Source organism: Sedimenticola thiotaurini, assembly GCF_001007875.1.
In the GTDB taxonomy this organism is placed as follows: Bacteria; Pseudomonadota; Gammaproteobacteria; order Chromatiales; family Chromatiaceae; genus Sedimenticola; species Sedimenticola thiotaurini.
This window is the reverse complement of record NZ_CP011412.1, coordinates 2,580,449-2,597,414: the sequence shown is the minus strand read 5'-3', so window position 1 is coordinate 2,597,414 and position 16,966 is coordinate 2,580,449. Positions and strand designations below refer to the sequence as shown.

The window sequence follows — 16,966 nt, the reverse complement described above, 5'->3', positions numbered from 1 at the left end:
CAAAGTTTTTTGTCCCTCGGCTCAATGATCACTCTATGTCAGCCGGCCTGATCGGTTATCATACGCGCTCCATTTCTCCGTCATGCAATCCACTATGAAACAGAAATTACACATCGTGCCCCAGGACTATGGTATCCACCGCTGGGGTGATGGATTCTTCGGCATCAATGAGCAGGGGCATGTGGTGGCCCGACCGATCCGCTCCGGGGACGTGGAGATCGATCTCTACCGTCTGGCGCACGAGGTGAAGCAGACGGGATTGGCCTGGCCGGTGCTGGTGCGTTTTACCGATATTCTGCATGAGCGGGTCTCGGCTCTGTGTGGCGCCTTCGCCACCGCCATGGATGAGTTTGAGTTTACCGGCAGCTATATGGCCATCTACCCGATCAAGGTCAACCAGCAGCGTAGTGTGATTGAGGAGCTGCTGGCCAAGGAAGTGGGCAGCGTGGGACTGGAGGCAGGTAGCAAACCGGAGCTGTCAGCGGTGCTGGCCCACGCGCCGCAGAACGGCGTGATTGTCTGTAATGGCTACAAGGACAGCGAATATATCCGCCTGGCGCTGATCGGCCTGAAGCTGGGCCACCGGGTCTATATCGTGATCGAGAAGCCGTCCGAACTGGAGCTGGTTTTGACGGCAGCGGAGGATCTGGGGGTGGAGCCGTTGTTGGGTGTGCGGGTGCGCCTCTCCTCTTCCGGTACCGGTTACTGGCAGGATTCCGGTGGCCAGAAATCCAAGTTTGGCCTGACTGCCACCCAAGTACTGAAGCTGGTTCAGCGGCTTGATTCAGTGGGTAAGCTGGACCGCTTGCAACTGCTGCACTCCCACATCGGTTCGCAGATACCGAACCTGCGGGATATTCGGCGTGGTATGGGTGAGGTGGCGCGCTTTTTCGCCGAGTTGCATAGCCTGGGGGCAGCGATCCGGATCGTGGATGTGGGTGGTGGATTGGGTGTCGACTACGAAGGGACCAGTTCTCGTCACGACTGTTCCATGAACTACAGCATGGATAGTTATGCGCGGGAGGTGGTCAAAGCGATTGCCCGCATCTGCACCGAACAGGCGCTGCCCCATCCGAAGATTTTCAGTGAATCGGGCCGGGCCATGACCGCTCATCACGCCATGTTGATGGTGAATGTGATTGAGAGTGATCCGGCGCCAGAGACGCTGGATCGGATCGATCTGCCGGAAGATGCACCGGAAGTGCTCTGCTCCCTGGCAGAACTGCTGGGCCTGGATGAGTACTCGGTGTCGGAGCTTTACCAGGAGGCGCGCCACGGGCTGGAAGAGGCCCATGACATGTTTGAAAGGGGAGTGCTGGATCTGCGCCAGCGGGCGTTGGCGGAGGAGATATACAACACGATCTGCAGCCAGTTGATGCCCCGTCTGAGCAGCAATTCCCGCCGTCACCGTGAGTTGCTGGACCAGCTGAGGGAGCAGTTGTCGGACCGGCTGTTCTGTAACTTCTCCCTGTTTCAGTCCCTGCCGGATGTGTGGGCTATCGACCAGGTGTTTCCGGTGATGCCGCTGCACCGTCTCAATGAAGAGCCCAAGCGCAGCGCCGTTCTGCATGATCTCACCTGTGATTCGGATGGGTGTATCGAGAACTACGTGGATCAGGATGGGGTGGAGAGCACCCTGCCGGTGCATCACCTGATTCCCAGTGAGCCCTATCTGTTGGGTATTTTTCTGGTCGGGGCTTACCAGGAGATTCTCGGCGATATGCACAACCTGTTCGGCGATACCGATGCGGTAAACCTGGAGCTGGACGGACGGGGAGGGTATCAACTGACCCAGCCGGAGCAGGGTGATTCGGTGGATGAACTGCTGCGCTATGTCCACTTCTCTCCCGAGGTGATGCTGGAGAAGTACCGGGAGAAGATGGCCGCCGAGGGGCTTGGCAGCGAGGAGACCGAATCCCTGTTCAGCGAACTGGAAGCGGGCCTGCGCGGTTATACCTACTTCGAGGAGTAGGGCTCACCGGCTATCTGTCCGGTCAGGATTTGGCCTGGATATCACATTGGTCTTTCTGTCGTGCTGGCGGAGCGGTGCCTCCCATCTCGCTGGTATGCCAGAAGCCCTGGCGGATCATTTCAGAGATTTCATCGGCGGATATCGGCTTGCTGTAGAGGAAGCCCTGCATTTCGTCGCAGTTCTCCTTGCGCAGGAACTGCATCTGCTGTTCGGTCTCCACGCCCTCGGCCAGGACACGCAGGTTGAGGCTGTGGGCCATGGCGATAATGGCCCGGCAGATGGCCGTGTCGTTGCTGTTGCTGGGCAGGTCCTGCACGAACGATTGATCGATTTTCAGCAGGTCGATCGGCAGCCGTTTCAGGTAGCTCAGCGAGGAGTAACCGGTGCCGAAGTCATCCACTGCCACCTCCAGTCCGATTTCGGCCAGTCTGGCCAACACATCTTCCATAAACTCCGCATTCTCCATCAGGCTGGTTTCGGTGATCTCCAGCTCGATACTGTTGCCGCTGCCCCGACAACGCTCGGTTATCTTCCTGACCCGTTCCACAAAGCCCTGCTGTTTCAGTTGCAGGGTGGAGACGTTGACCGCGATGCGCAGACCGGTAATGCCCTTGCTGCTCCACTGGAGCGCCTGCTCAGTGGCCATGCTCAGCACCTGCTCCCCGAGTTGATGGATCAGGCCGGTATTCTCCGCCACCCGGATAAAGGTGCCGGGTGAGATCACGCCCAGCTCCGGATTACTCCAGCGCGCCAGCCCCTCCAGGCCCACAATGGCGCCGGTATGCAGGTCGAACTGGGGTTGGTAGAGCAGTTTCAGGGCGTTCGTTTCAATCGCCCGGCGCAGGGCAGTCTCCACTTCCAGGTTCCAGTGGAAGGGTTCGCTCATGTTGGAATCAAACAGCTGGTAGTTGTTGCCCCCCAGCTCCTTGGCGCGGTACATGGCGGTATCGGCAAACTTGATCAGGTCATCCGCTGTAGAGCCGTTGTCCGGGAACAGAGCGATGCCGATACTGGGAGTGAGGTAGAGCTCATGCTGATCCAGCTCGATGGGGGTCTTGAACACCTTCAGAATCTTCTCTGCCACCAGCACCGTGTCAAACTCCTCATTGACGTCCTGCAGGATCACGGTGAACTCATCGCCGCCCAGCCTGGCCAGGGTGTCGGTCTGGCGGACACACTCCTGCATGCGTCGGGCAGCCAGGGTGAGGGCCTTGTCGCCACTGGCATGGCCCAGGGTGTCGTTGATGTTCTTGAAACGATCCAGGTCGATGAACAGCAGCCCGAGCAACTGGTTGTTGCGATCGGCATATTTGAGGGCCTGACTGAGCCGGTCATTGAACAGCTGCCGGTTTGGCAGCTTGGTCAGATTATCGTAATAGGCGAGTCGATGAATCCTGTCCATCACCTGCTGTTGACGGGCGATGTCGGAGTAGATGCCCAGGTAGTAACGGGGGGTGCCACGGCCACTCTCCAGGGCGATGACATTGAGCCACTCCGGCAGGATGGTGCCACTCTTGCTTCTGTTCCATATTTCGCCTGACCACTCGCCCCGCTCTTTGAGTTGTTCCCACATCTCGGCAAAGAAGCGTCGGTCATGGTAGCCTGAATCCAGCATGCTGATATTCTTTCCCAGTAGCTCAGCGGCAGAAAATCCGGTGTTTTTTATGAACGCCGGGTTGGCCGATACGATACGCCCGGCGTCGTCCGTAACCACAATGGCGTCCGGCGAGTGCTTGATCACATTGGCTGCCAGTGTCAGTTCGCGACGGTTGAGTTGACGCTCATCCAGGATCACCTTGCCGATCAGCGCCGTGGCGCAGATGGTGCCGAAGTAGAGCTGTAGGAACAGCAGCGGCACAGGCCCGTCCGAGGAGGCGAACGGACCGTTACCCAGCAGCGTCCCTGTCAGGGCCGTGATAGTCAGAAACAGATTGAATAGCGTGGTGGTGCGGAGATTGAATCGCAACATACACCAGGCCACCAACGGGGCCACCAGAAAAGTGATAGGCGAGTGCTGCAGGTTTTCCGGCAGATAACCGCCGAACAGCAACCCGCTGACCAGCAGGCTGGCCATTATCAGCAGCAGTACCTCCACCAGAGCCCGTCTGCTGCCCAGCGTCACCGGCCTGCCCCACGCCAGCAACAAGGGCGCCAGGATCAGGATGCCGAGGGAGTTACCAACCCACCAGGTCTCGATCAAGCTGACCAGGTCGGAGGTGGGAATGGTACCGACGTACCACAATACGAAGCCACCGATCACGGAGCTGAACAGGGGGGCAAAAATGACACAGAACAGCAGGAAGCGGGCAAAGTGTCCGGGCTTGATGAGCAGTTTGCGTAGGTTGGTGAATTCAGTGACCAGCCAGTAACCGATAGTGGTTTCCAGCAGGATGCCAGCGGTCAGGCCGCCGCTTATCAGCCAGTTTTGGTGCTGCAGAAAAGTGTTTGCCAGGGCGGCAAGGAGGATGCCCGGGAGTACCCTGTAACCGTGCAGAAGCAACCCGCCAATGGCCACCCCGGAGGCGAACCAGATCGGCGACACGGTGCTCTCTCCGGCGGCGAACAACAGGCTGATCTGGGCTGCAATAAAGTAGAGTATGCCGTAGATCAACCAGGGGGGAACGGGCAGTTTCCGCTGCCCATCCTGATCCTGGGTGATGCCTTTGCTGACCGTATCCATCCTCAGGTCCCTCTGGGTGAATCAAACGCCTGCTGCAGGTCGGTTAGCGAAGTGAAAGTGAGTTCTGGCTGCTTCCCCCAGGGGTCAAAATGGTTTGCATCACTGCGCCGGATCCACGCGCTACGCAGGGAGACGGCCATGGCGCCCAGCAGATCGAAAGGGTTGCTGGAAACCAGAAAACAGCGGTCCGGGGGGACGCCGGACCGGGCCAGAAAATGGCGGTAAGTGGCCGGATCCGGCTTGAAGGTGTGGATTTCATCCACACTGACCAGGTCGATGAAGTTATCGCGGATGCCTGCGGAGCTGAGCAATATCTCCAGGTCAGCCGGTACGCCGTTGGAGAAGGCGTAGAGTCGATGGCCGCTATCCCGGAGTTTCGCCAGGGCCAGCGGCACTTCGGGAAACGCCGGCAGGTGGCGGTACGCTTCCAGCAACTCCTCCGTGGCGCTGTCACTGATCGGCAGTTCCAGTTGCGCCGATGTATAGGCCAATGCCTGCCGCGTACAGACAGAGAAATCCACGTAATCCCCCATCAGTCCGCGACGGAACGAGTACTCCAGCTGCTTTTCGCGCCAGCGGCTGGAAAACAGCTCGGCCTGGTCCCCCACCAGGCGGCGCAGATTCTGGGTGATGCCTGAGGTATCGATCAGGGTCCCATAGATGTCAAACGCAAAGGTCAGTTGCATACGGCCTCCCTGTCTCATTATCGATCCTGTATTAACGCAGGGTTAGCATGGTTATATAGCTTTTATTCTTAGGCGCTTACTGCCACTATCTGGCAAACCCGCAGGCGGATCAAGTGTCAAGTAAGTATAGGGTTTGTCCCGGGAATGGGTGATTTTTTATCCATTGGCTGTCGGTATGTCCTGCGACGGTGTGAATTGCACAGCTTCCGGGTATCAGGGCAGGGGCCCGATGGGGTATCCTGCGGCTTCACTGTCGTGACCCGTAATAGAAGAGAAAAGATGACTGCAGAAAGCCCGTTTATCCTGGTCGATGGCTCCTCATACCTGTTCCGTGCCTACCATGCGCTGCCACCACTGACCAACTCCCGTGGTGAGGCAACCGGTGCCATCGTCGGGGTGGTGAATATGCTGCGCAAGCTGATGATTGAGTACCAGCCAACCCATATGGCGGTGGTGTTCGATGCCCCTGGGGGAAGCTTCAGAAACGAGATGTATGACCAGTACAAGGCCAACCGTCCGCCCATGCCGGATGAGCTGCGGGAGCAGATTGAACCGCTGCACCGCATCGTGGAGGCGATGGGATTGCCACTGTTGGTCGTGCCGGGAGTGGAGGCGGATGATGTCATCGGTACTCTGGCCACCCAGGCATCCCGGGCCGGCATGCAGACCCTGATCTCCACCGGTGACAAGGATCTGGCCCAGCTGGTGGATGGCCACGTCACCCTGATCAACACCATGACCGATAGCCGGCTGGATCGCCAGGGTGTGGTGGACAAGTTCGGCGTTAAGCCGGAGCAGATTATCGATTATCTCGCCCTGGTGGGTGACACCTCGGACAATATTCCGGGGATCCCCAAATGCGGTCCGAAAACGGCGGTCAAATGGCTTTCTGCCTACGGTTCCATCGAGGGGATCAAGGCGCACGCCGACGAGATCAAGGGCAAAGTCGGGGAGTACCTGCGGGAGCACCTGGAACAGCTGGATCTCTCCCGTCGTCTGACTACGATCAAACTGGATATTGAGCTGGCCCAGGGGCCGGATGACCTGCAGCCTACCCAGCCGGACCTGGCGGCGCTGCGTGAATGGTACAGCCGGATCGAGGCACGCCGGCTGTTGGACACGCTGGAGCAGGAGAGCGGGGAGGCCGTCGGGGAGTCCGTATCCAACAGCGCTGACGACCTGGAGCAAAATTATGAACAGGTGCTAGACCGGGAGGTCTTCAGTGCCTGGCTGGAGCGGTTACGTGCAGCGGGTGAGTTCGCCTTCGATACCGAGACCACCAGTCTTGACTACATGCAGGCGGAGCTGGTCGGCGTCTCATTCGCCCTGCAGCCGGGAGAGGCGGCCTATGTGCCGGTGGCCCACTGTTATCCCGGTGCGCCTGAACAGCTGGAGCGGGACTGGGTGCTGGAACAGCTTAAACCCCTGCTGGAGGATCCTCACTGCCGCAAGATCGGTCAGAACCTGAAGTACGATATGAGTGTGCTGGCCCGTTACGGTATTACCCTGCGGGGAGTCGCCTTCGACACCATGCTGGAATCCTACGTGCTGGACTCCACCGCCACCCGCCATGATATGGATTCGTTGGCACAAAAGTACCTGGGAGTGAAGACTATCAAGTACGAGGATGTGGCAGGCAAGGGGGCCAAGCAGCTCCGCTTTGATCAGGTGCCGTTGGAGAAAGCGGTACCCTATGCGGCGGAGGATGCGGAGATCACCCTGCGGCTGCATCAGGCGCTCTGGCCGGCCCTGCAGGCAGAGGGCGAATTGGCCGGTCTGCTGCAGAGCCTGGAGATTCCCCTGGTGCCGGTGCTGTCCCGTATGGAGCGTTGTGGTGTACGTATCGATTCGAAGCTGCTGCATCAGCAGAGTCAGGAGCTGGCCAAGCGGATGCATGAGCTCGAGCAGCAGGCCTATGCGGTGGCCGGGCGCAGCTTCAACCTCAGTTCCCCCAAGCAGATCGGGCAGATATTTTTTGAAGAGCTGGAGCTGCCAGTGGTGGCCAAGACCCCTAAGGGTGCTCCGTCCACGGCGGAGTCGGTATTGCAGGAGCTGGCCGAGCAGGGCTATGAGCTGCCGGCCCTGATCCTGGAACACCGGGGTTGCGCCAAGTTGAAGTCGACCTACACAGACAAGCTGCCCCAGATGGTTAATCCGGAGACCGGGCGGGTGCACACCTCCTATCATCAGGCGGTGGCCGCCACCGGGCGTCTCAGTTCGTCCGATCCCAATCTGCAGAACATCCCGGTGCGCAGCGACCAGGGACGGCGTATTCGCCAGGCATTCATTGCCGACGCGGGGTGTCGTATCGTGGCGGCCGACTACTCCCAGATCGAACTGCGGATCATGGCCCACTTGTCCGGTGATGCGGGTTTGCTGAAAGCGTTTGCCGCCGGGGTGGATATCCACCAGGCGACCGCCGCAGAGGTATTTGGGGTCGACAGTGTGGAGCAGGTGACGGCGGATCAGCGGCGCTCTGCCAAGGCGATCAATTTCGGTCTGATCTACGGTATGTCCGCATTCGGCCTGGCCAAACAGCTGGGCATCGAGCGGGCCGCGGCCCAGCAGTACGTGGATCTCTATTTTGACCGCTATCCCGGGGTGCGGGCCTACATGGACCGGATGCGGGAGGAGGCCCATGCCAAGGGGTTCGTGGAGACGGTGTTTGGCCGCCGGCTGCATCTGCCGGAGATCAATGCCCGGAACAAGATGCGTCAGGCGGCGGCGGAACGCACCGCGATCAATGCGCCGATGCAGGGTACCGCTTCAGATATCATCAAGCGTGCCATGCTGGCGGTGGATGGGTGGATAGAGAAAGAGCGTCCGCCGGTGAAAATGGTGATGCAGGTGCATGACGAGCTGGTTTTCGAAGTGGCGGAGGCGGAACTGGAGCCGGTTTGTGAACGGATTCGTGGCTATATGGAGTCGGCCGCCAGCCTGGAGGTCCCGCTGTTGGTGGACATCGGCGTCGGGGATAACTGGGATGAAGCGCATTGAGCGGAAATTTCTGTCGGCATTGAACTATTGGTGATTTCTGCTATCTCATTAAGTAGCGCCAGCTGGCGCGGTCACTTCTCCCCAAGTGACCTGTCCCCGACGACCCCAAGTCGGGCGCTAAGACCCTGATCACCTTGACTCCCCTTGGGTGACAGGGTCTTTTTTTGTCCCCAGGATCAGGTGCGTAAAGCGGCAGCCGCCGGGAAGTATGCTCCGGCAGATGACAGCGGATTGGGGAGCGGAGGCGAGAGGCGGATCGGTCGGGTTGTGCCCCCGGGCCGTTTTGTTCAGTCCGGGGCGGCTGGGGCCGATACCTCCAGCCACTTGTCCAGCACGGCGTGGACTTCATCAATACCCTGACGTTTGAGGGCGGAAAAGAGTTGTACGCTGTGCATGCCGTTGATCTGCTTCAGGGCCTGCTTTACCTGCTGCAGACTTTTCGCCGCGGCGCCCCGTTTCAGCTTGTCTGCCTTGGTGAGCAACAGGTGTACCGGTAGCTGGATCTGGCCACTCCACTCCAGCATCTGCAGGTCAAACTCCTTCAGGGGATGGCGCGCATCGGCCAGCAGGATCACCCCCCGCAGCGATGTGCGTTGCTCCAGGTAGGCGGCCAGTTCCGCCTGCCACTGCCGTTTGATCTGCTCTGCCACCTTGGCGTAGCCATACCCCGGCAGATCCACCAGCCGGTGTTCCGGGTCCAGGGCAAAGAAATTGAGCAGTTGGGTGCGACCGGGGGTTTTGCTGGTTCGGGCCAGGCTCTTTTGCTGGCACAGGGCGTTGATGGCGCTGGATTTGCCGGCATTGGAACGCCCGGCAAAGGCGACTTCGGCGCCAGTGTCGGGCGGGGACTGTTCAAGTTTTGCGGCGCTGGTGAGGAATCTTGCCTGGTGGTAGAAGCTGTTCATTGCGCTGGTCTTGGTTGCAAAGCCTGCGAACTTACCCCAATCAGCGTCACATCGCCAGCAATTTGCCTGCCTAGTGGATGATATTCGACCAAAGCCGCTTCACCCAGGAGCGGTTGGTCAGTTTCGGATTGGCTCCCGCAGCCAGGAAGAAGCCGCTGTACTGCATATCCTCTTCCATGATGTGTTTAGCCAGCCAGACCTTGAGGAAATGCATCAGTTCGAAGCCAATTGAGTGCTTACCCTCGGCAATTTTCTGCTGCAAATCCACCATCTGGTCGATCAGTTCTTCGTGCAGATCCCGGTGCTCTTCATAACCAGGAAAATTGAGCAGACGCATCAGGCTCTCTTCAACGGCAAAATGGATGCGGGTATATTCGGCCAGCTCTGCAAGGATCCCTTCCACTACGTCACTGCCATGACGCTGATGTATCGCGTCGTGCATCCGGTTGATCAGTCCGACGAGTACTTTGTGCTGTTCATCAATCTCCTCGATGCCAACACTCAACTCTTCATTCCATTCGATGAAGTTTTTCATTGATTGCTCCCGAATAAACAAGGGGCTTTAACGCCATGCCAACCCAAGCATATTTTACGGATATTAGCTCCGGAACGGGAGTGATGGCGGGTGTCAGTAATGGGGGTTGTATTGATAGATGTCAGGAAAACCGCTGTTATTAATCGGCAGATCTTCTCCAGTGACCCGATTTTCCCCCCGCTTTCTCCAGCAGACGCACCTGTTCGATCGACATGCCCCGGTCAACCGCCTTGCACATGTCGTAAATCGTCAACAGCGCCACCTGGGTGGCGCACAGTGCCTCCATCTCCACGCCGGTCTGGCCCCGGGTTTTGACCGTGGTGAGGCAATGGACGGCGGACTGTTCAGGCTCCGGAGTGAGATCAATATTCACGTGGGTCAGGGCCAGGGGATGGCAGAGTGGTACCAGATCGGCGGTCCGTTTGGCGGCCATGATGCCGGCTACCCGGGCGATACCCAGGACGTCCCCCTTTTTATGATCGCCCTGCAGGATCAGTTGCAGTGTTTCCGGCGCCATCACGATACGACCTTCCGTGACGGCGGTGCGTTGGGTCTCCTGCTTCTCACCCACATCCACCATGTGGGCTTCACCGGATTGGTTGAAGTGCGTCAGTTTGCTCATGATTGATGCTCAATGCTCTTGGGGATTTCGTGGAATTGGAAGTTCATGGTATCCAGATCGGCCATGACATAGGTGGCGGGAGAGCCGCCGACACCCCCGACAGTGCCGGGATTGATCAGCAGGGTGACTCCACCGCGAATATTGGGTATCTCCTGGGCCGCCACCTTGTGGCTGTGGCCGCAGCAGACCAGGTCCCAATCGCCAGTCGCGGCCATGGCCCGGGCGTAGTGGGGATAATGGACCAGGAAAATCTTCTTGCCGCTCAATTCCAGACTGGCATCCATACCGTAGTAGCGGATGGTATTTTCCGGATCATTGGCCAGTTGTCCCAGGGTGAACAGGTCACCGGTGTTGTTGCCGTGAATCACGTGCGTTGGCAACTGGTGTTTTTTGAGACATTTCAATGTGCTGGGGGCCACCACATCGCCGCAGTGGACAACCGCTTCGGCACCCCGCTCACGGGCCTCGGCGACGGCGTAATCCAGCAGTGGTATATGATCGTGACTGTCGGAAAGAATACAGATTTTCATGGGGTTCCCGTCGGGATCTGATGACTGAGACGAAGACGCCGCCCCCAGGGGCAGCGTCAGCTCAACGGTCTGTAATGTCGATCCCGTCCTGCAAGAGCCCGACGGCTCCCGATGGGTTAGAAGTTGGGTTTTTCCGGTGCGTCGTTATACATGGCGATGCTGGCCTCGATCTCTTTTTTGGCCTCGTCAACGCCGCCCCAGCCCTGTACCCGGACCCATTTGCCTTCGTCGAGATCCTTGTAGTGCTCGAAGAAGTGGGAGATCTGGTTCAGGGTGTCTTCGCTGATGTCCCGGAAACTCTCCATTTTGCGGTAGCGTTTGGAGAGCTTGTCGATCGGCACGGCCAGTACCTTGGCGTCATCACCGGCCTCGTCGGCCATCTTCAGTACCCCGATAGGACGGCACTGGATGACCGATCCGGGGATCAGCGGGTAGCGGGTCACCACCAGCACATCAACCGGGTCGCCGTCAGCGGACAGGGTATGGGGGACGTAGCCATAATTGCATGGATAACGCATGGAGGTGGACATGAAACGATCCACAAACATGGCGCCGGTCTCCTTGTCCAGCTCATATTTCACCGGATCGGACTGGGCTGGAATTTCAATAATGACGTTGATCTCGTTGGGTACATCACTACCCGAACTTACTCTATCCAGATTCATGGGTTCTCGCCGTGCAAAATTAAGTGAAAATGAGCCGCCTATTAGAACCGACCCAGGGCTTTTTTTCAAAACATCTTATAATTCTAGATGATATTCCTATAAGTTGTTTGATGGATACAGGCCATTTGACGCTTCTCTGAGCCGTTTGAGGCTTCCCCGGGCCCGGAGCCGGGTAGAGTGGCTCCAAGTGGGGCGGGTTTCTTTGTAACGGCCAAGGGCCGGCGCCGGCTTGAACCGGGCCGGCCCCTGGCGTCAGCCTTGACAAACGCGGCCTGGATCAGAGCTCGAATGGCGGCAACTTCTTCTCCACGATGCCACTTTTCAGGGTTACGTAGCGGGGCATGCCGTTATCGTCATACTCCGGGTACGCCTCACCCTTGATCAGCGGGTAGAGGTACTCTTTGCATTTGTCGGTGATGCCGTAGCCATCGTCGCTGATGAAATCCATCGGCATCATCTTCTCCACGTTGGCGACCTCGCTCAGGGGGGCCTCGCCGATATGCCACTGGTAGGGCGAAGATGAGTCACGCACCACGGTCGGCATGATGGAGTTCTTACCTTCCAGGGCCTTTTCCACCGCTGCGGCACCCAGGGCATAGGCCTGTTCCACGTCGGAAGCGGATGCCAGGTGTCGGGCGGCCCGCTGCAGGTAATCGGCCACCGCCCAGTGGTATTTGTAACCCAGTGCATCCTTGATGATGTTGGCCACCACCGGCGCTGCGCCGCCCAGCTGGGCGTGACCAAAGGAGTCCCGGGTGCCCTGTTCGGCCAGGAACTTGCCGTCCGGCCAGTGGCAACCCTCGGAGACTACGATCGAGCAGTAACCGTGCTCCTTGACCTTGGCGTCAACCGCCGCCAGGAACTTCTCCTGGTTAAACTCCACCTCTGGGAACAGGGTGACTACCGGGATACCGTAATCCTCCACCAGTGCGCCGGCGGCGGCGATCCAGCCGGCGTGACGACCCATCACTTCGATAACGAATATCTTGGTGGACGTTGCAGCCATGGAGCGCACATCGTAGCTGGCCTCGAGGGTGGAGACCGCAATGTATTTGGCGACTGAGCCGAAACCGGGGCAGTTGTCGGTGATCGGCAGGTCGTTGTCCACGGTCTTGGGGACATGGATCGCCTGGACCGGGAAGCCCATCTTTTCTGACAACTGGGAGACCTTGTAGCAGGTGTCAGCGGAGTCACCGCCGCCGTTGTAGAAGAAGTAACCGATATTGTGGGCCTTGAATACCTCGATCAGGCGCTCGTATTCGCGCCGGTTCTCTTCCAGACTTTTCAGTTTGAAACGGCAAGAGCCGAAGGCACCGGATGGTGTGCTACGCAGAGCGGCGATCGCCTGGTCGGATTCCAGGCTGGTATCGATCAGCTCCTCGGTGAGGGCGCCGATAATGCCGTTGCGACCCGCGTACACGGTGCCGATCTGATCCGCGTGCTTGCGGGCGGTTTCGATAACGCCGCAGGCGGAGCTGTTGATAACGGCGGTCACACCGCCCGATTGTGCATAGAAAGCGTTTTTCTTGGTCATGCCTTCACTCTTCCTCTCAGTAGGTTTTAGTATTAAATGCTTTTCGATATCGGGTCACATCGGGCGGCGGGTAACAAACCCTGGGACTGGATAATTTGCTCCGGCCCGTCAGATATCACCCCGCTCCTTGGCTTCGTGATCAGCCTGCGCCTGTAACAGTGAGACTGCGCATTCGGTGATATCGGTGTATTCGTAGACGCCGGTGCCGTACTGCTGGTAGGGCTTGTAGAAGAACTGACAGCGGTAGTTTCTGTCGCCGGTCTTGAAAATGACAAAATGGCAGCCGTCCCACTGCCAGTACCAGACCGGGCAGGCGCTCAACTCCCGGTCGGAGGGGCGCAGCCGTATTTCAGAGTCGGCCAGTTGCAACTCAACTTCCTGGTTGTAACGCTCCCGCAGGGTGGTGCGGATGATCCAGGTTTCGTTATCGGTAATATCAGGAATGGTTTGCATAGCTATATATTTATCTTATGCCTTGTTAACGATACATAAGGATAACCTATTCCGGTTGTCCTTGCCCAGTGGTGCTTAATTCCACGCGGCGGATACTTTACCTATTGACTTGATACAAATGAACCGTTTACTGTAGCGAACGTTTTTCGTTCCAGCCAGATCGGATATGGCTTGGAGCAAGGCTGATTTGCTTTTTAATATCAATAAATTAGCTGTTGATAAAAGCCTGGCGACAGGTTATGTTTAAGCCAGCAGAATAAGAATAGTAGGAGGGGGACCGGTCCTGTTGGACCGCAGCCGTTAAGGCGCCGTACAGACTCAAGCCACCATTAAATACTAATAGAGTGGTACGGTCTGACAACAAGCAGGCAAACAAAAAGAAGAACGTCCTGGACGTATCTACATATAAAGCCTGGAGGAGTGTTAATTGGGACCTGTCGGTCCCGTTTCTTTTTTTGGCACCCGGAAAATCTTCCCCAACCGCCCCTATTCCCCCGCGATGGTCATCTGTTCGATCAGCAGGGAACCGGTGCGGATACTGCTGCGCCGCTCTTCGTCACTGCCCACTGCCCGTAACTGGGCGAACATCTGTTTCAGGTTGCCGGCGATGGTGATCTCTTCCACCGGGTACTGGATCTCTCCCTGCTCCACCCAGAAGCCGGCGGCGCCCCGGGAGTAGTCTCCCGTGACCATGTTGACCCCCTGTCCCATCATTTCCGTGACCAGCAGACCGGTGCCCATCTCCTGCAGCATCTCCTCCAGATCCTGTTCCCCCGGCGTGATGCTCAGGTTATGCACCCCCCCGGCGTTGGCGGTGGTCTGCATGCCCAGCTTACGGGCTGAATAGCTGCTGAGCAGGTAGGTCTGCAGGATGCCGTCGGCAATAATCTGTTTATCGTAGGTGGCGACCCCTTCACTGTCGAATGCGGCGCTGCCCAGGCCCCGTGGAATGCGCGGACTCTCCTGGATCTGGATGTGGGCCGGAAAGATCGGTTTGCCCAGGTGATCGAGCAGGAAGCTGGCCTTGCGGTAGAGGCTGGAACCGCTGATGGCGCTGATCAGGCTGCGCAGCAGGCTGCCAGCCACGTCGGCGCGGAAAATGACCGGTGCCTGCCGGGTGCCGATTTTGCGTGCTCCCAGGCGGGCCAGGGTCCGTTCAGCGGCTTTTCTGCCCACCTCCAGTTCCGATTCCAGATCCTCGGCACGGCGGCTCACGGTATACCAGTAGTCCCGTTGCATGCTGTCATCCTGCTGGCCGATCACCGAGCAGCTGAGGCTGTGGCGGCTGCTCGGGTAACCGCCGATAAATCCGTGGCTGTTACCGTACACATGCAGTCCGTTGTGGCTGTTGACACTGGCGCCCTCGGTATTGCTGATGCGAGGATCCAGCTCCAGTGCGGCCCGTTCACAGCGCACTCCCAGTTCGATGGCCGCTTCCGGCGTGATATCCCAGGGATGGTAGAGATCCAGCTCCGGCAGGTCCCTGGCCATCAGGTCGGCATCGGCCAGACCGCTGTAGGGGTCTTCGTTGGTAAAGCGGGCGATGTTACAGGCCGCCCGTACCGTGTCGCGGATCGCTTCCGGTTTGAAGTCCGAGGTGCTGGCGGTACCTTTGCGCTGACCGAAGTAGACAGTCACCCCCAACCCCTGGTCGCGGGTATGCTCGATGGTCTCCACCTCCCCCTTGCGCACGCTGATGGAGAGGCCACTGTCACTGGAAACGGCCGCTTCGGCGGCGCTGGCGCCCTGTTTGTGGGCCTCTTTCAACAGGTCGTCCACCATCTGTTCAAGTTGCGCCTGACGTGCTGCTATCGGGTACTGCTCACTCATTGATCTGTCTCGCTGCAAGGGGTTCAGGCGCTGGTGCCGCCGACGGTGAGATTGTCTATTTTCAGGGTGGGCTGGCCGACACCGACCGGAACACTCTGGCCATCCTTGCCACAGGTGCCGACCCCGGCATCCAGTTCCAGGTCGTTGCCGATCATGCTGACCCGGGTGAGTACTTCGGGGCCACTGCCGATCAGGGTGGCCCCCCGCACCGGACGGGTCACCTTGCCATTCTCGATCAGATAGGCCTCGCTGGCGGAGAAGACAAACTTGCCGGAGGTGATATCCACCTGTCCACCGCCGAAGTTGGCTGCGTAGAGCCCCTGTTTGACCGACGCGATGATCTCCCCCGGGTCGTGCTGGCCGGGCAGCATGTAGGTGTTGGTCATGCGCGGCATGGGCAGATGGGCATAGGACTCGCGCCGGCCGTTACCGGTGGAGTGGCCCCCCATCAGGTGGGCGTTATGCTTGTCCTGCATATAGCCCTTCAGGCGACCGTTTTCGATCAGAACGGTGCACTGGGAGGGGGTGCCTTCATCATCCATGTTGAGTGAGCCACGCCGACCGGGCAGGGTGCCGTCATCCACCACGGTACACCCCTCGGCGGCCACCTTCTCGCCGATACGACCGGAGAAAGCGGAAGTGCCTTTGCGGTTAAAGTCCCCTTCCAGCCCGTGGCCGATCGCCTCGTGCAGCAGGATACCCGGCCAGCCCGGGCCCAGTACCACGGTCATGCCGCCGGCCGGTGCATCTTCCGCCTCCAGGTTGACCAGTGCCTGGCGCACCGCCTCCCGGGCATAACCCAGGGCGCGCTCCTCGTCGATGAAGAACTGGAAGCTCTGTCGGGCACCACCACCACTGGAACCCTGTTCACGGCGACCGTCGGCCTCCACAATAACGTGTACATTGCAGCGCACCAGTGGACGCACATCGCCGCTCAGGGTGCCATCGCTGGCCGCCACCATGACCACGTCATGGGCTGCCACCAGGCTGGCGATGACCTGTTGTACCCTCGGATCCTGGCGTCGCGCCTCGGCATCCAGCTTGCGTAACAGACCGACTTTCTCATCCTCGGTCATGGTGTCCAGCGGATTGAGTGGGGTATACAGCTGTTGGCCCGGGGCGGTGCGGTTCAACCGGGTACGGCCCTGGCTGCCGGCGCGGGCGATGGCCCGGGCGGTCCGGCCCGCCTCCAGCAGGCTCGGCAGGGCGATCTCGTCGGTGTAGGCAAAGCCGGTTTTTTCACCACTGATGGCGCGAACCCCCACTCCCTGTTCGATATTGTAGTTGCCGTCCCGGATGATACCGTCCTCCAGCACCCAGGACTCCAGGCGGCTGGCCTGGAAGTAGATGTCGGCGGCGTCGATCTGGGAGGTGAGCAGTTGGTCCATTACCCGGTCAAGGTCACTGTCGCTCAGTGAGGCGGGGGTGAGGAGGGTGTTTTGTGCGATTTCAATGGCGTCTGACATGCTGGTGTTTGCTGAATCCTGCGGTTGCTGAATCTGGTTTAGGGTTGAATCACTGACTATAGCCCAGAAAACCCGCCAAGGCTCTCCAGGC

At 58.9% G+C, this 16,966-nt stretch carries 13 protein-coding genes; 2 read left to right on the top strand and 11 right to left on the bottom strand.

The window, feature by feature from the left end; all coding sequences use genetic code 11:
• Positions 1-94 precede the first annotated feature (94 nt).
• Positions 95-1,972 (top strand): biosynthetic arginine decarboxylase, encoded by a 1,878-nt coding sequence (speA, locus tag AAY24_RS11945; protein ID WP_046859870.1) that lies wholly within the window; start codon positions 95-97, stop codon positions 1,970-1,972.
• Positions 1,973-1,994: 22 nt separating this feature from the next.
• Here speA and AAY24_RS18560 read toward each other — a convergent pair whose 3' ends face one another.
• Together AAY24_RS18560 and AAY24_RS11935 are read right to left on the bottom strand one after the other, a co-directional pair.
• The gene (locus AAY24_RS18560) at positions 1,995-4,652 is read right to left on the bottom strand and encodes a bifunctional diguanylate cyclase/phosphodiesterase (RefSeq protein WP_052761215.1); all 2,658 of its coding nucleotides are present in this window, start codon (positions 4,650-4,652) and stop codon (positions 1,995-1,997) included.
• A 2-nt stretch (positions 4,653-4,654) separates the two neighbouring features.
• Positions 4,655-5,338: a haloacid dehalogenase type II gene (locus tag AAY24_RS11935; RefSeq protein WP_046859869.1), complete on the bottom strand. Its 684-nt coding sequence runs from the start codon at positions 5,336-5,338 to the stop codon at positions 4,655-4,657.
• A gap of 279 nt (positions 5,339-5,617) precedes the next feature.
• Between AAY24_RS11935 and polA the strand changes: the two genes are divergently transcribed.
• The gene (gene polA, locus AAY24_RS11930) at positions 5,618-8,335 is read left to right on the top strand and encodes a DNA polymerase I (RefSeq protein ID WP_046859868.1); all 2,718 of its coding nucleotides are present in this window, start codon (positions 5,618-5,620) and stop codon (positions 8,333-8,335) included.
• Between the two features lie 287 nt (positions 8,336-8,622).
• Here the strand turns inward: polA and yihA are convergent, their stop codons facing one another.
• The 9 genes from yihA to tldD all read right to left on the bottom strand — a co-directional run bounded on the left by yihA (position 8,623) and on the right by tldD (position 16,875).
• The gene (gene yihA, locus AAY24_RS11925; RefSeq protein WP_046859867.1) at positions 8,623-9,240 is read right to left on the bottom strand and encodes a ribosome biogenesis GTP-binding protein YihA/YsxC; all 618 of its coding nucleotides are present in this window, start codon (positions 9,238-9,240) and stop codon (positions 8,623-8,625) included.
• Between the two features lie 70 nt (positions 9,241-9,310).
• Positions 9,311-9,775, bottom strand: a complete 465-nt coding sequence (locus tag AAY24_RS11920) for a bacteriohemerythrin (protein ID WP_046859866.1) — start codon at positions 9,773-9,775, stop codon at positions 9,311-9,313.
• 139 nt (positions 9,776-9,914) lie between these two features.
• The gene (gene moaC, locus AAY24_RS11915; protein WP_046859865.1) at positions 9,915-10,397 is read right to left on the bottom strand and encodes a cyclic pyranopterin monophosphate synthase MoaC; all 483 of its coding nucleotides are present in this window, start codon (positions 10,395-10,397) and stop codon (positions 9,915-9,917) included.
• Positions 10,394-10,927, bottom strand: a complete 534-nt coding sequence (locus AAY24_RS11910; RefSeq protein ID WP_046859864.1) for a metallophosphoesterase family protein — start codon at positions 10,925-10,927, stop codon at positions 10,394-10,396. Before AAY24_RS11910 ends, moaC begins: the two co-directional genes overlap by 4 nt.
• Before the next feature lie 116 nt (positions 10,928-11,043).
• Positions 11,044-11,592, bottom strand: a complete 549-nt coding sequence (gene ppa / locus AAY24_RS11905) for an inorganic diphosphatase (RefSeq protein WP_046859863.1) — start codon at positions 11,590-11,592, stop codon at positions 11,044-11,046.
• Between the two features lie 277 nt (positions 11,593-11,869).
• Positions 11,870-13,126, bottom strand: a complete 1,257-nt coding sequence (locus tag AAY24_RS11900) for a 6-phosphofructokinase (protein WP_046859862.1) — start codon at positions 13,124-13,126, stop codon at positions 11,870-11,872.
• Positions 13,127-13,234: 108 nt separating this feature from the next.
• Positions 13,235-13,579 (bottom strand): hypothetical protein, encoded by a 345-nt coding sequence (locus tag AAY24_RS11895; protein ID WP_046859861.1) that lies wholly within the window; start codon positions 13,577-13,579, stop codon positions 13,235-13,237.
• A 486-nt stretch (positions 13,580-14,065) separates the two neighbouring features.
• Entirely contained in the window at positions 14,066-15,409 is a 1,344-nt protein-coding gene (gene pmbA, locus AAY24_RS11890; protein WP_046859860.1) for a metalloprotease PmbA, read from the bottom strand.
• A 23-nt stretch (positions 15,410-15,432) separates the two neighbouring features.
• On the bottom strand, positions 15,433-16,875 hold the full coding sequence (gene tldD / locus AAY24_RS11885) for a metalloprotease TldD (protein WP_046859859.1): 1,443 nt from the start codon (positions 16,873-16,875) through the stop codon (positions 15,433-15,435).
• Positions 16,876-16,966: the final 91 nt, after the last annotated feature.

Coding starts and splice junctions, on each gene's coding strand:
- speA (WP_046859870.1), top strand. CDS start 95: ATGAAACAGAAATTACACATCGTGCCCCAGGACTATGGTATCCACCGC.
- AAY24_RS18560 (WP_052761215.1), bottom strand. CDS start 4,652: ATGGATACGGTCAGCAAAGGCATCACCCAGGATCAGGATGGGCAGCGG.
- AAY24_RS11935 (WP_046859869.1), bottom strand. CDS start 5,338: ATGCAACTGACCTTTGCGTTTGACATCTATGGGACCCTGATCGATACC.
- polA (WP_046859868.1), top strand. CDS start 5,618: ATGACTGCAGAAAGCCCGTTTATCCTGGTCGATGGCTCCTCATACCTG.
- yihA (WP_046859867.1), bottom strand. CDS start 9,240: ATGAACAGCTTCTACCACCAGGCAAGATTCCTCACCAGCGCCGCAAAA.
- AAY24_RS11920 (WP_046859866.1), bottom strand. CDS start 9,775: ATGAAAAACTTCATCGAATGGAATGAAGAGTTGAGTGTTGGCATCGAG.
- moaC (WP_046859865.1), bottom strand. CDS start 10,397: ATGAGCAAACTGACGCACTTCAACCAATCCGGTGAAGCCCACATGGTG.
- AAY24_RS11910 (WP_046859864.1), bottom strand. CDS start 10,927: ATGAAAATCTGTATTCTTTCCGACAGTCACGATCATATACCACTGCTG.
- ppa (WP_046859863.1), bottom strand. CDS start 11,592: ATGAATCTGGATAGAGTAAGTTCGGGTAGTGATGTACCCAACGAGATC.
- AAY24_RS11900 (WP_046859862.1), bottom strand. CDS start 13,126: ATGACCAAGAAAAACGCTTTCTATGCACAATCGGGCGGTGTGACCGCC.
- AAY24_RS11895 (WP_046859861.1), bottom strand. CDS start 13,579: ATGCAAACCATTCCTGATATTACCGATAACGAAACCTGGATCATCCGC.
- pmbA (WP_046859860.1), bottom strand. CDS start 15,409: ATGAGTGAGCAGTACCCGATAGCAGCACGTCAGGCGCAACTTGAACAG.
- tldD (WP_046859859.1), bottom strand. CDS start 16,875: ATGTCAGACGCCATTGAAATCGCACAAAACACCCTCCTCACCCCCGCC.